General features: G+C 73.3%; 10 protein-coding genes. 5 read left to right on the top strand and 5 right to left on the bottom strand.

The window, feature by feature from the left end; all coding sequences use genetic code 11:
- Window positions 1-7: 7 nt before the first annotated feature.
- The 3 genes from ACXJMZ_RS09950 to ACXJMZ_RS09940 all read right to left on the bottom strand — a co-directional run bounded on the left by ACXJMZ_RS09950 (window position 8) and on the right by ACXJMZ_RS09940 (window position 5,608).
- Window positions 8-2,062 carry an MMPL family transporter gene (locus ACXJMZ_RS09950; RefSeq protein WP_457029623.1) on the bottom strand — a complete coding sequence of 685 codons (2,055 nt, stop codon included), beginning with the start codon at window positions 2,060-2,062 and terminating at the stop codon, window positions 8-10.
- A gap of 32 nt (window positions 2,063-2,094) precedes the next feature.
- Window positions 2,095-5,175, bottom strand: a complete 3,081-nt coding sequence (locus tag ACXJMZ_RS09945) for a SpoIIE family protein phosphatase (protein WP_457029622.1) — start codon at window positions 5,173-5,175, stop codon at window positions 2,095-2,097.
- Window positions 5,176-5,263: 88 nt separating this feature from the next.
- Window positions 5,264-5,608: an ArsR/SmtB family transcription factor gene (locus ACXJMZ_RS09940; RefSeq protein WP_457029621.1), complete on the bottom strand. Its 345-nt coding sequence runs from the start codon at window positions 5,606-5,608 to the stop codon at window positions 5,264-5,266.
- Between the two features lie 88 nt (window positions 5,609-5,696).
- On the opposite strand from ACXJMZ_RS09940, the gene ACXJMZ_RS09935 reads away from it, so the two are divergent.
- The 4 genes from ACXJMZ_RS09935 (at window position 5,697) to ACXJMZ_RS09920 (ending at window position 8,905) form a co-directional block, all read left to right on the top strand.
- Window positions 5,697-6,680 (top strand): quinone oxidoreductase family protein, encoded by a 984-nt coding sequence (locus tag ACXJMZ_RS09935; RefSeq protein ID WP_457029620.1) that lies wholly within the window; start codon window positions 5,697-5,699, stop codon window positions 6,678-6,680.
- A gap of 31 nt (window positions 6,681-6,711) precedes the next feature.
- On the top strand, window positions 6,712-7,635 hold the full coding sequence (locus ACXJMZ_RS09930; RefSeq protein WP_457029619.1) for a ketopantoate reductase family protein: 924 nt from the start codon (window positions 6,712-6,714) through the stop codon (window positions 7,633-7,635).
- On the top strand, window positions 7,632-8,180 hold the full coding sequence (locus ACXJMZ_RS09925; RefSeq protein ID WP_457029702.1) for a DUF402 domain-containing protein: 549 nt from the start codon (window positions 7,632-7,634) through the stop codon (window positions 8,178-8,180). The genes ACXJMZ_RS09930 and ACXJMZ_RS09925 overlap by 4 nt, the downstream gene beginning before the upstream one ends.
- Before the next feature lie 287 nt (window positions 8,181-8,467).
- Entirely contained in the window at window positions 8,468-8,905 is a 438-nt protein-coding gene (locus tag ACXJMZ_RS09920) for an SMI1/KNR4 family protein (protein WP_457029618.1), read from the top strand.
- Window positions 8,906-9,110: 205 nt separating this feature from the next.
- Here ACXJMZ_RS09920 and ACXJMZ_RS09915 read toward each other — a convergent pair whose 3' ends face one another.
- Both ACXJMZ_RS09915 and ACXJMZ_RS09910 read right to left on the bottom strand, forming a co-directional pair.
- Complete coding sequence (locus tag ACXJMZ_RS09915; RefSeq protein ID WP_457029617.1) at window positions 9,111-11,861, bottom strand: hypothetical protein; 2,751 nt, start codon at window positions 11,859-11,861, stop codon at window positions 9,111-9,113.
- Window positions 11,858-12,013, bottom strand: a complete 156-nt coding sequence (locus ACXJMZ_RS09910) for a hypothetical protein (RefSeq protein WP_457029616.1) — start codon at window positions 12,011-12,013, stop codon at window positions 11,858-11,860. The genes ACXJMZ_RS09915 and ACXJMZ_RS09910 overlap by 4 nt, the downstream gene beginning before the upstream one ends.
- Window positions 12,014-12,181: 168 nt before the next feature.
- Here ACXJMZ_RS09910 and ACXJMZ_RS09905 point away from each other — a divergent pair, with 168 nt between their 5' ends.
- Window positions 12,182-12,721: a hypothetical protein gene (locus tag ACXJMZ_RS09905; protein WP_457029615.1), complete on the top strand. Its 540-nt coding sequence runs from the start codon at window positions 12,182-12,184 to the stop codon at window positions 12,719-12,721.
- Window positions 12,722-13,094 lie beyond the last annotated feature (373 nt).

The raw sequence follows: 13,094 nt of genomic DNA, 5'->3' as shown, positions 1-13,094 counted from the left end.
GGAGTCGTCAGTCGGGCAGCTTCGACGGCCACCACATCCGGTGGCGGAGGTCCATGGTCAGGGCCGTGACCAGGACGGAGCGGACCACCAGGGTGTCCAGCAGGACGCCGAGGGCGACCGCGAAGCCGATCTCCGCCAGTCCGACGATCGGCAGGGTGCCCAGGACGGCGAAGGTGGCGGCCAGGATCAGGCCGGCGGAGGTGATCACTCCGCCGGTCGCGGCCAGGCCGGCCACCGCGCCGTCCTTGGTACCTCGGTGCAGGGCCTCCTCGCGGACCCGGGTCATCAGGAAGATGTTGTAGTCGATGCCCAGCGCGACCAGGAAGACGAAGACGAACAGCGGGAACGACTGGTCCGAGCCCTCGAAGTCGAAGATGTACTTGAAGGCCAGTGCGCTCAGCCCGAGCGCCGCCGCGTAGGAGAGCACCACGGTGGCGATCAGCACCAGCGGCGCCGTGATCGCCCGCAGCAGCCCGGCCAGGATCACCAGCACCACGCCCAGCACCAGCGGGATGATCACCTGGTTGTCGTGCGCGGCGGCCCGCCCGGCGTCCAGGATGATGGCCGTGCTGCCGCCCACCTGGGCGTCGGCGTCGGGGACGGCGTGCACGGTGGTGCGCAGCCGGTCGACGGTGTCCTTGGCGGCCTGGCTGTCCGGCGGATCGGTCAGCGTGGCGTAGAACAGCGCGGTGCCCTGACGGACCGTCGGTTCGGTGGCGGCCGAGATGCCGGGGGTGGTGACGGTGGCCGTCCGGACCTGCCCGGCCCGGTCGGCGGCGCTGAGCACGGTGAGCGGGGCGCCGGTGCCGCCGGGGAAGTGCTGGTTCAGCACCTGCTGGCCGGTGACCGAGTCCGGCGTGCCGGTGAAACTCCCGGCCTGGCTCAGACCGCCCGCGTTCAGCGCGAACAGCCCCAGGCAGCAGGCGGCCAGCGCAAGGCCGGTGCCGATCCAGATCCGGCGCGGCTTACGGGCGATCGCGCCGCCGACCCGGGCCCAGCGGCCGTGCGCGGTCGGCTCCGGCGTGCCGTACGCCGGGCGGACCGGCCAGAACACCCAGCGGCCGAGCACCACCAGCAGGGCGGGCAGCAGGGTGACCATGGCCAGCAGCGCGACCAGCACGCCGATCGCGCAGACCGGGCCGAGGCCCCGGGTGGAGTTCATCTCGGCGACCAGCAGGCAGAGCATCGAGGCGATCACGGTGGCCGAGCTGGCGCCGATCGCCGGTCCGGCTCGGTGCAGGGCGTACGCCATCGCCTCGTGCCGGTCCTCGTGCCGTCTCAGCTCCTCGCGGTAGCGGGCGGTCAGCAGCAGGGCGTAGTCCGTCCCCGCGCCGAGCACCAGCACGATCAGGATGCCCGCGCTCTGCGCGTTGACGGTCAGTCCGGAGTGCGTCGCCAGCAGGTAGATGACGGCCTGGGCCACCGTCAGGGCGGCCCCGGCCGACAGCAGCGGCAGCACCCACAGCACGGGGCTGCGGTACGTGAGCAGCAGCAGGACGATCACCACGCTGACGGTGGCGATGAGCAGGGTGCTGTCGATCCCGGCGAAGGCCTCCGCCTGGTCGGCGCCGATCCCCGCGGGTCCGGTGACGTGGGTGACCATGCCCTGGCTGTCGTCGGCGGCGGTGGCCCGCAGGCTGTCCACGGCGGGTTGCAGGTCCTGCCAGCCGCCGGTGCCGATGTCGACCGGCACGATGGTCTGCATCGCCTGGCCGTCCGCCGACGGGACCGGGCCGACTACCGGGCCCCGGACGTGCGGGGCGTCCGGGAAGGCCATCGCGTCGCGGGCCGCCGCCACCCGGTCGGCCGGGGTCAGGCCGCCGGCCCGTTCGTAGACCACCACGGCCTGCGCGGTGTCGACGGGCTGGAAGGCGCGCTGGGCGACCAGGACCTGGGTCGACTCGGCGGAGCCGGGCAGCCAGCTGGACGCCTCGTTGTCCTCGGCGTCGGTCAGCTTGGCGGCCAGCGGTCCGGTCAGCACCAGCAGGGCCAGCCAGATCACCAGCACCACCCACTTGCCGCGCCGTCCGCACGGCAGGGTGACGAGTCTGCTGATGGACATGGGGTCCTCCCGATCGGATCGGTGTACGGCCGTCAGCCCGGCGGCGGTTCCAGCTCGTACCAGACGACCTTGCCTTCTTCGGTGGCCCGGCTGCCCCAGCGGTGGGCCAGCTCGTTGACCAGGTACATCCCGCGGCCGCCCTCGTCCGCCTCCCGGGCGTGCCGGAGCCGGGGCGGGCGGCTGTCCACGTCGGCGACCTCGATGGTCAGGACGCGGTCGCGGAGGACACGCAGCTCGACCGGCGAGCCCGCGTGCACCAGGGCGTTGGTGATCAGCTCACTGGTCAGCAGCTCGGCCTGGTCGATCAGGCCGCCCAGGCCCCAGTCGGTGAGGGTGCGCCGGACGAAGCGGCGGGCGTGGCCGACCATCGCGTGGTCGTCGGCCAGCGGCAGCACCGCGAACCGGTCTGCTCCGACCGGGCGGGCCTGTGCCATCAGCACGGCCACGTCGTCCTGGCCGGCGGGGGCGTCCAGCGCGGCCAGCACGGCGTCGCAGGTCTGCTCCAGGGTGGCCCGCCGGTCGGCCACCGTCCGGCGGAGCAGGTCGAGTCCGTCGTCCAGGTCATGCCCGCGCCGCTCCACCAGGCCGTCGGTGTAGAGCACCAGGATGCTGTCCTCGGGCAGGGTGAAGCGCCGGCTCTCGAACGGCACTCCGCCGACGCCCAGCGGTGCGCCGGAGGGGAGTTCGAGCAGTTCGGCGGTGCCGTCCGCAGCGGCGATCACCGGCGGCAGATGGCCGGCCGAGGCGGCGGTGCAGGAGTGGTCCAGCGGATCGAAGACGACGCAGACGCAGGTGGCGAACTGGCCCTCGCCGAGCGCCACCGCCGCCTCGTCCAGGCGCCGGAGCACCCGGGCGGGCTCCAGCTCCAGGGTGGCCAGCGTCCTCGCCACGGTACGGAGTTGGCCCATCGTCGCGGCGGCCCGGATGCCGTGGCCCATCACGTCCCCGACGATCAGCGCGACCCGCCCGCCGGAGAGCGGCACCACGTCGAACCAGTCGCCGCCCACCTCGCTGATCGCGCTGCTCGGCAGGTAGCGGTGGGCCAGCTCGAGCCCGAGCGTGTGGTGCACCTCCTGCGGCAGCAGGCTGCGCTGCAGGGTCAGCGCGGTCTCCCGCTCCCGCCGGTACAGCCGGGCGTTGTCGATGCAGACCGCCGCCCGGGCCGCCAACTCCTCGGCCAGCGCCACGTCGTCCTCGGTGAACGGCTCCGGGGTGTTGCCGGTCCGGATGAACTCCGCACCGCCCAGCACCACCCCGCGCGCCAGCAGCGGCACCATCAGGTACGAGTGCACCCCGGCGCTCAGGCTCGGGGCCACCCGGTCCGGCGTGGCGACGATCCGGTGCAGCGCCGCCTCGTCCACCTCGGGTACCAGGATCGACCGCCGGGTGCGCAGGCTCTCCGCGTACAGCTTCGCCGACTTGCTCGCCGCGCCGACCGGATCGGCCGCCCCGGCCATCACCACCGACCCCTGTATCTCGCCCACCGCGACCGCGCGCAGCATCGCGGGCCCCTCGTCCGGCGGCGGGGCCGGCTCCTCGCCCTCCAGGACCGACTCCAGCAGGTCGACGGTGACGAAGTCGGCGAACCGGGGCAGCACCACCTCCACCAACTCCCGGGCGGTGCGCTGCAGATCGAGGGTGGTGCCGATCCGGGTGCTGGCCTCGTTCAGCAGCAGCAGACGCTGCTGGGCGGCGTGCGTCGCGTCCAGCGCCTGCTGCCGCTGCCGGGCCGCGTCCCGCTCGCGGGTGTAGAGCAGCGCGTTGTCCACCGCGACGGCGGCCCGGGAAGCCAGCTCGGCGGCCAGTGCCAGGTCGTCCTGGTCGTAGCGACGCTCCGTCAGGTTCCGGTAGAACGCGGCCAGGCCGACCGCGGCCCCGCGCGCGATCAGCGGCACCACCATCAGGGAGCGGACGCCGTCCTCGCGCATCTGCTCGGTCAGTTCGGGGACGTCGGCGAACCAGTGCAGCGTGGAACCCTCGATCGAGGGCAGCAGCACCGGGCGCCGGTGGGCCAGCGCCCAGGCGTACGGAGTCGACGGGGGGTAGCGGTGCACGCTGTCCATCTCGGCGAGCGGGGTCATCGCCGAACCCGGCACGGTGTGGAAGGCCATCCGGCGCAGCACGGCCGAGCGGTCCGCCGGGCTGGGCGGCGCGGCCGTCTCGCCCCGGGCCAGCGGCTCCAGCACCTCCACCACCACCGTGTCGGCCAGGTCGGGGGTCGCCACCTCGGCCAACTCCTGGGCGGTGCGGGCCAGATCGAGGGTGGTGCCGATCCGGGTGCTGGCCTCGTTGAGCAGCGCGAGCCGCTGCTGCGCCCGGGCCACCTCGGACTCGGCGCGGTACCGCTCGGTGACGTCGACGATGGTCGAGCTCACCCCGAGCACCCCGCCCTCGGGGCGCTCCAGCCGGAAGTACGAGGCGGACCAGGCGTGGTCGTGGGCCGGGTCGCCGGGGGTGCGGCCGTGCGAGCGGGCGTCGATCACCGCCTCGCCGGTCTCCAGCACCCGCCGCATCACCGCCTCGATCTCGGTGCCGTTGATGCCGGGCAGCACCTCGGTGATCCGGCGGCCGAGCTGGTCGGTGACCGGCAGGCCGTTGGTGCGGGCCAGCGCCTCGTTCAGCCGGACGAAGCGCAGCTCGGTGTCGTACACCGCCATGCCGACCGGGGACTGGGTGAAGAAGCCGTCCAGCACCGCGAGGTCGGCCCGCAACCGGTGCACGGCGGTGACGTCCGAGGCCACCGCGAGCACCAGCGGGCGCCCCTCCGGGCCGAGCACGGGATGGGTGCGGAACTCCAGGTTCACGTGGTGGCCGTTGCGGTGCAGCACCGGGAAGATCCCGGACCAGGCCCGGCCTTCCAGGATGCCCCGGAACAGTGCCTGCACGTCGGGGCGCTGGTCCTCGGTGACCAGCAGCTGGGCGGCCCGGGCGCCGACCGCCTCGTCCGGTGAGTAGCCGAGCAGTGCCTGGGCGTCAGCGCTCCAGTGCAGGATGCGGCCGTCGGCCGCGATCAGCGCCGTGGCGATCGGGACCATCAGCAGGCCGCCCTGATCCGGCTCGCCGCCCGCGAGGTCGAACGGGAGGGGATCGGGGCCCGGCTCATCGGTACGCATGTATCGGACCACCGCCCGGGGGTCGCACTTCCGTCCTGCCATGGTCCCACGCGGTGCGGAGGCTTGCCGGGGAGTGCGGAACGCCTGGTCAGGCGGGGTGTTCGGGGCGCAGCACCAGGGCCAGCAGGCCGGGGAAGCGGGCGTCGAACTCGGCCCGGCGCAGCCGGTTGACCCGCTTGGCGCCCTGGTCGCGCTGCTCGACCAGGCCGGCCGCGCGCAGCACGGTGAAGTGGTGGCTGAGCGCCGCCTTGCCGACCGGGACGTCGAAGCCGCCGCAGCTGCGGGTCCAGTCGGCGTCCCCTGCGAGCTCGCGGATCAGCTGGATCCGGACCGGATCGGCGAGGGCGGACAGGGCGGTCTCCACCGGGACCTGGTCGGGGTCCCGGTGGACCGGGGCGGCGCGGTGGCCGCTGCTCGCCGTCTGGTCCGGCATACGGATCTCCTCTTGCCTGGTGTTCGATGAGAATCATACACTTCGAGTGTTCGCTTTCGATTGAACACATGCGAGGGGTGGTTCTGTCATGCGCGCGGTGGAGTTCAAGGAGTACGGCGGTCCCGAGGTGCTCGGGTCGGTGGAGGCCGAGGCGCCCGAGCCGGGGCCGGGGCAGGTCACCGTCGACGTGGCCTACGCCGGGGTGAACTTCGCGGACCTCAAGGCCAGGGAGGAGGGCTACCGGGTGCCCGCCCTCCCGTACGTACCGGGGCTGGAGGTCTCGGGCGTGGTGCGCGCCGTCGGCGCCGGGGTCACCGGGCTGACGCCGGGTCAGCAGGTGGCCGCGCTCACCGCCGGCGGCGGCTACGCGGAGGTGGCGCTCGCCGAGGCGGCCACGGTCTTCGCGCTGCCCCCGGGCCTGGACCTGCGAACCGCCGCCACCCTCCCCACCGTGCTGCCGACCGCGTACGCGCTGGTGCACCGGGTCGGGCGGCTGCAGAAGGGGGAGAGCATCCTGGTGCACGGTGCGGCGGGCGGAGTCGGCACCGTGGTCGGGCAGTTGGCGAGGGCGGCGGGCGCGGGCGCGGTCCACGGCGTGGTCTCCTCGGCGGCCAAGGCCGAGTACGCACGCGGCTTCGGCTACGACGAGGTGTTCGTGGATTCGGAGTCGGACTTCGCGCAGCAGGCCCGCCGCGCCACCGGCGGCCGAGGCGTGGACCTGCTGCTCGATCCGGTGGGCGGCAGCACCCTGCGGCGCGGCCTGGACGCGCTGGCGGTGTACGGTCGGCTGGTGTCCTACGGCAACGCGGGTGGTGAACTGCCCTGGCAGCTCGGGCAGTCGGAGCTCGCCACGCACGGCCGCTCGGTGGCGGCCTTCTCCATCCTGACACTTGCCCGGACGGACCCCGGGGCGCTGCGCGAACTGGCCGAGCGGGCGTTCCGTACGGTCACCGAGGGGGGCGTGCGGCTGCCGGTCACGGCGGAGTTCCCGCTCGCCCGGGCGGTCGAGGCCCATGCGCTGATGGGCGGCCGGACCTCGACCGGCAAGCTGCTGCTGCGGGTGGCGGAGTGACCACCCCGAACCGAGAGAGGTCCCACCCCTGATGAGGATTCTGATCGTCGGCGCCGGAGCGACCGGTGGCTACTTCGGTGCCCGGCTCGCCCAGGCCGGACAGGACGTCACCTTCCTGGTCCGCCCCAGCCGGGCGGCAGTGCTGCGGGAGCGCGGGCTGCGGATCGTCGGCCCCGAAGAGGAAGAGGTGATCACCCCTCAGCTGGTCACCGCCGCCTCGCTCGGCTCGCCGTACGACGTGGTGCTGCTGACGGTGAAGGCCACCGCACTGGCGCAGAGCATCGAGGACGTCGCCCCGGCGGTCGGCCCGGGCACGGTGCTGGTGCCGGTGCTCAACGGGATGGCGCACCTGGAGCAGCTGAACGCCCGGTTCGGCAGCACGGCGGTGCTGGGCGGCGTCGCCAAGGTGGTCACGACGCTGAACGAGGACGGCGACATCGTCCGGCTGGCGCCGTTGGCCGTGCTGACGGTGGGCGCGCAGAGCGGGCCGTCGGAGCGGGCGGAGGAGATCGCGGTCGTCCTCCGGGACGCCGGGATCGACGGCAGTGCGTCGGCCGACATCATCGGTGCGATGTGGCACAAGTGGGTCTTCATCAGCACCGTCGGCGCGGTCACCTGCCTGCTGCGCGGCACGGTCGGCGAGATCAGCGCGGTGCCGGGCGGCACCGCCTTCGCCACGGCCGTGCTGGCCGAGGCCGCCGCGGTGGCGGCTGCCGCCGGACACCCCGTCCCGGCGGCCGAACTCGTCCTGGTCGAGGACATGGTGACGCAGAGCGGGTCGCCGCTGGTCTCATCGATGTACCGCGACGTGGTGGCCGGCCGGCCGGCCGAGGTCGAGCAGCTGCTCGGCGACCTGGTGGCCCGAGCCCGCGAACTGGGGGTTGCCACGCCGCTGTTGGACCTGGCCACGCTGCACCTGCGGGTGCACCAGCAGCGGGCGGTGAAGGAGGGCTGACTTACTGGCCGGGGATCGAGAGCCTGGCCCCGACGGCCTGGGTCGCGTCGACCCGGGCCGGTGCGCAGGGCCTGCGAGAGGATGTCCTGGCCGAGTTCGCGGCCGGCACCTGGGTCCTGGACCGCTACCGCTGGACCGGCACCGCACTGCTGAGCCACTTCCTGGCGGGGGAGTGGTTCTCCGTGCACTGCTTCCAGGACGCCGCCACCGGCGAGCCGCTGCGCTGGTACGTCAACTTCGAGAAGCCATTCCTGCGTCGCCCCGGCGTCGGCATCGACACCCTGGACCTGTGCCTGGACCTGGTCGTCAGCCCCGACCTGTCCGGGTACCACTGGAAGGACGAGGCCGGGTACGCGCACATGCGCCGCCTCGGCGTGATCGACGACCACCTCCACCACCAGGTCGAGCAGGCCCGTGGCCGGGCGATCTCCATGCTCGACGACCGCAGGGGGCCGTTCCTCGGCGGCCGGCCCACCTGGACGCCGGACTCCGCCTGGCCGTTGCCCGAACTGCCCGCCGACGCCGGCTCTGCAGCCGCCCGGTGACCAGGGCGACTGGAGCACCGACATCAAGCCGGTCCCGATGAGGGTGTGCGCGGGCCTGTTCCACGACGGCGGTGTGTGACTGATCCGCAGCGAGCAGCCTGCGAGGGTGTTCCCGTACTCCCTCCCCGGTGTTCACTGGGCAAGTCCGTCGTCGGACAGCGCTGTGACGCTGCCTGATTTGGCTCTGACCAGAGTCCCTCAACGATCCCGAAGTGGTGGGCCGGTCGCTCCGTCGCAGTGGACCGAAGACGTCCGAGTCCCAGCGGCGTCGTCCTAAGCTTGCGATCATGTGGAAGCAAGCAGTGCAGGAGATCTTTCCCGGGGCAGGGCTCCGGGCGCCCGCTGAGCTGTCCGCGATGGTCGAGGCTGAGAGGCGGCTGGGGCGAACCCTGCCGACCGAGCTCAAGCAGTTGCTTCAGGAGAGCAACGGGGTGGTCGGCCACTCTCACGTGGACACGGTCTGGAACTGCGATCAGATCGTCGAGCAGAACCTCCTCTTCTGGTCCGGCGAGTCCTTCGCTCAGCTGTACATGCCGTTCGATGCCCTTCTGTTCTTCGGGAGCAACGGGGGCGGTGACCAATTCGCCTTCGTGCAGCGGCCGCAGCGGCCGGACATCTTCGTCTGGGAGCACGAGAGCGACAGCCGCCGGTGGGTGGCCAACGACCTACGGGACTATCTCGGGCGATCGCTGCGTATCGGCGGGGACGACTGGTACCAGCTGTAGGCAGCCGGCTGAGGATGCGCGACGGAAAAGGACGCCGTGGTCAGGGCCCGACCGCGACTCCAGGGCAGTGGACGCGATCACCGAGACCTCCGATGGACAGCGGGCTGACGCTGTTGAGGCTTGTTGGTAATGCCTCCGCCTCAAGTGGCAGTGGAGCCACACGGCACACCGCTCAGCGGTCGGCCGGGTTCGGTGGGGGTGGTGGTCACCGGTCACCTGCTCTCAGTTCGGTGGTGATCTGGCGTCGGGCGGTGACGGCGGCTTCGGCCAGGACCGCGAGGGCGGCCAGTACGGCCAGGCCGAGGGCTTGGGTGGTGATCGGGCCGGAGAGCAGTCGCAGGCCGGGCTCGACGGCGGTGCCGACCAGCGGGGAGATGTCCACGGCTGGGCCGAGCAGCAGTACCGCGACCACCGTCACTCCGGCCCCGCCGGCTGTGGCGAGCAGCACCGGCGGCAGTGATTCGGCGAGGACGAGGGCCATCCCCTGACGGGGCCTCAGGCCCATGGTGCGCAGTCGGGCCAGCAGGGCGGCCCGTTCGGGTGCGGCCCGGACCAGGGTGAGCAGTACGGCGAGCACCGCGTAGAGAGCGGTGGTGGCGACTGCGGCCCAGAAGGTCCGCTCGGCGGCCTGCTGGAGCGGCTCCTCGCCGAGCTCGCGTTCCGCCTCGGTGCTGGTGTGGAGGCTGAAGCCGGGTGCCTTGGCCTCGGGCTGGTCGGGGTCGTCGACGGTGGGGAAGCTCCGTTCGGCCAGCGCGCGCAGAGCGGACTCGTCCACCGGGCCAGTGGCCATCCAGAGGTTGGGCGGGCCGAGGGTGTCCATGAAGGCGATCTGCACGGTCGAGACGGCGGTACCGAACGCCGCCGGGCTGGCGGTGATGGTGCCGACGGTGTGGATCCGCACCATTCCGGTGGGCAGGTAGAGGCGGTAGTTGCCCTGCGGCAGGTCGGGGCTGACCAGTGCGGGCACCATGTCGTTCTTGGCGGGCCCGAGCAGGGCCGGGTCGAAGGTGCCGCGCCCGGCGGTCCGGGCCACCTCGGCGTACGGCTCGGGGTCGGCGGCCACCAGGTTGACCTGGGACCAGCCGCCGTTCTCCGAGGTGAGGGTCAGGTCGTCGTCCGTGCGGACCGGGAGGGATGCGCGGACGCCGGGCAGTAGGGCGGCGGCCTCGGCGAAGCCGGCCGGGAGGGTGCCCGGCGCGGTGGACCGGACGACGGCGTCCCCGCCGACCCGGTAGCGGGCGGAGGCGGCGCGCTCGGCGGTCACCCCTGCCAGCGCGGTGGAGCCGAAGGCGGCGCAGCCGACCGCGAGCAGCAGGGCGAGCAGCAGCAGTACCGAGGGCCGTCCGCCGGGGCCGCCCCGGGCGGCGCGGGTCAGTCCGAGGAAGGTCACCGCGCCCGAGCGGCGGGCGGACCACCGGGCCGCCAGTCCGACCAGCAGTGGCTGGAGTCGGGACAGCAGCACCGCTCCGGTCAGGGCGAGCAGCACTGGGGCAGCCACCAGCAGTGGGTCGATGCCCTCGCCGACCGGGGTCACGCCCCGGCGGCGGGCCTGCGTCACGGCGGCCACCGTGGCGGCCAGGACGACGAGTTCGGCCATCAGACGGCGGCGGGTGGCGGCCCGGGGCGGCCGCAGGGCGAGCACTGCCCGGACCGGGAACGCCAGCCAGGCGAGCAGGGTGACCGTCACCGCTGCGACCAGCGCGGTGGTGTGACGGTAGGTCGGGAACAGCAGCAGGGCGGTGGCGGTGCCGACCGCGGCGGCGGGCAGCACGGTGAGGAGGCCCTCGGCGAGCAGCCGACGGGCCAGCCAGCCCGTACTGGCGCCGCGTGCCCGGAGCAGTCGCAGCTCGGTGATCCGGCGGTCGGCCGCCAGCGCGGCGGCCAGGCAGAGCACTACGGCGGCCACGCCGGCGGCTCCGGCGGGGCCGACCGAGGTCAGTGTGGTGGCGGCGGCCTGCCGGTCCCGGGCCTGGTCGATCAGGGTGCGCAGTTGGGACTGCATCCGCAGGTCGGTGCGTCGGCTCTCGGTGGCCAGGGAGGCGGCGACCGGTCCGGAAGTGACGGTGGCCAGCGCGGCGGAGGTGTCCGCGAGCCGGTCGGCCCGCAGTTCCCGGGTGTCGACCGGCAGCCGCCAGAAGTCCTGGCTGCCCTGCCCCCAGGCGGCCACCGTCCGGACGTACTCGGGGCTGACCAGTGCGGCGGCCTGCCAGTACCGGTCCGGTGGCCGCAGCGGCGTGAACCGCTGGCAGGCATTCAGCGCGCAGCCGTGGCCGATCCAGAACGGGTCCTTCGGATCGGCGGTGAAGAGGCCGGCTACCTTGACCCGTTGGGCCGGCCGGGGGTTCTTCGGGTCCGGGCCCTCGTCCAGCACCTGGCCGAGGCGGGCGCCCAGGGTCCTGGCGCTTGCCTCGGAGAGCACCACGGGGTAGGGCTCGCCCTCCTGCGGCCGGCCGGTCGGCCACTGACCCTCCGTCAGCCGTACGTGGGCCGGGGCATCGTGCAGGTACATCAGGGAGAGCTGCGGAGGGACTCCGTCCGGGGCGGCCAGCCCCGGGGTGGCGAGGTTCGTCCAGCGCGCGCCGGCCGCGCCGTACACCAGGCCGCCCGGGTCGAGCGGCAAGCGGGTGCCGATCCGTTCGGTGAGCAGCTTCGCGACGGAGTCGAGACCGCCGATCTCGTTCCCGGTCTGGCTGCGCGCACTGGCGTGCAGGCCGGTGGAGTCGAGCCCGGCGTCGGCCAGGTAGCCGCGCAGCGCCCGGTCGGCGCCCCGGTCCCCGGTCAGCGGGAGGGCAGCGGCGAGGAAGGCGGTGACCAGCGCGAGCAGGGCGGTCAGCAGAGCGGCGGCAGGCATGGCGCGCAGCCGGGTGCGGACCCAGGGAGCGGCGGCGCGGGCCGGGGGCGTCTTGGGGTCCGGCTGCTCCGGGGCCGCCGGGAGGACGGTCTGACGGGCGCTCATGATTCCTCCGTGCGGCGCGGGTCGGCGGGCGGCGCCTCGGTGGTCGGGCCCAGGTAGGGGAGGGTGCCCTGCCGTGCGGCCACCTCCGCCGTGGGTCGCGGGCCGGCCGGCAGCTCGACGTGCTTGGGGGCGGGGGTGGCCGGTACCGTCAAGTCCCGCGCAGGCTTCGCAGTACGAACTTGAGCATTCCCCGTGGACCCCGTCCCGGATAGCGGACGACTCTGTCAGAGATCGTTCGTCACGGGAAGGGTCTTGCGCGAATCATGAGGAGGCGATGAGCGGAACTGCCACATTCGTCACACGGTCGGGGGGAAGCCGACATGACGGAACACCAGCCCGGACCGATGGTCACGGTCGCCGACCTGCGCCGCGGCTTCGACACCTTGATGCGTCAGAAAGGGCGTGGGGTGCCCTCCGTTGACGTGCCATCACCACGCGTCCGCCGTCGACGCGCAGCGCTGGCAGGCCGCGACCGAGACACTCGGCGAGCCATGGCGCGGGTGGGCGAGCAGCGGGACGCGGCGCAGCTCCATCTGCGCTGGGTCCGGGGTGCCGTGCGCCCGTTCTGGAAGGCTCGGCACGCTCTGCGCAACCGGCGGTTGCGCGCCACTCACGAGGCCACGATGGTGCGTCTGCGCCACGGCGTGCTGACCGCGTACCGGGACTTCCGCGAGCAGGCCGGCGATTTCACGCCGTACATCCACGCCGAACGCGAGCGTCGGGAGCGCGAGCAGCGCGAGCGGCAGGAACGGTGGGAGCAGGAGAGGCGCCGACGTGAGCCGGGGGAGCGCAGGCAGCGCGTCGCTGCGATGAACGGCGCCCCGGGGGCGCCGGTTTGGGGGTACACGCTGCTCGAGTGATCGAGTGCGGGCCGCATGTTCCGGATCTGTCTGCAGACCCTGGAGGAGGCGATGGACCCCGGGGCGGCATTGCCCGAACAGACCTCACCCCGGAGCAGGTCCAGGCCGGGCGGCGACGCCATTACGGACCCTCCAGCACCTATTTCGGGTTCGGTGGTTTCTGAGGCTGCGACCTGCGCGCCGTGCCTGGTGGGCGGCTTCCGCGTGTTCGGGAGGACTTCGCCTGAGCTGCCGCACTACCGCCCGGGCGCGATCGGCGAGTTGTTGAATCTCACGACCGGGCGGCAGCGGTCCGGTGCGACGCCGTCGAGGGCTGCCCACAGCCAACGGATGCGGGCGGCCCTCGGCCATCCGGCCGAGCGGACGGAGGCCG

Source organism: Kitasatospora sp. P5_F3, assembly GCF_054049135.1.
Note: the sequence above shows the minus strand (reverse complement) of the source record. Positions and strands in the feature narration are given on the sequence as shown.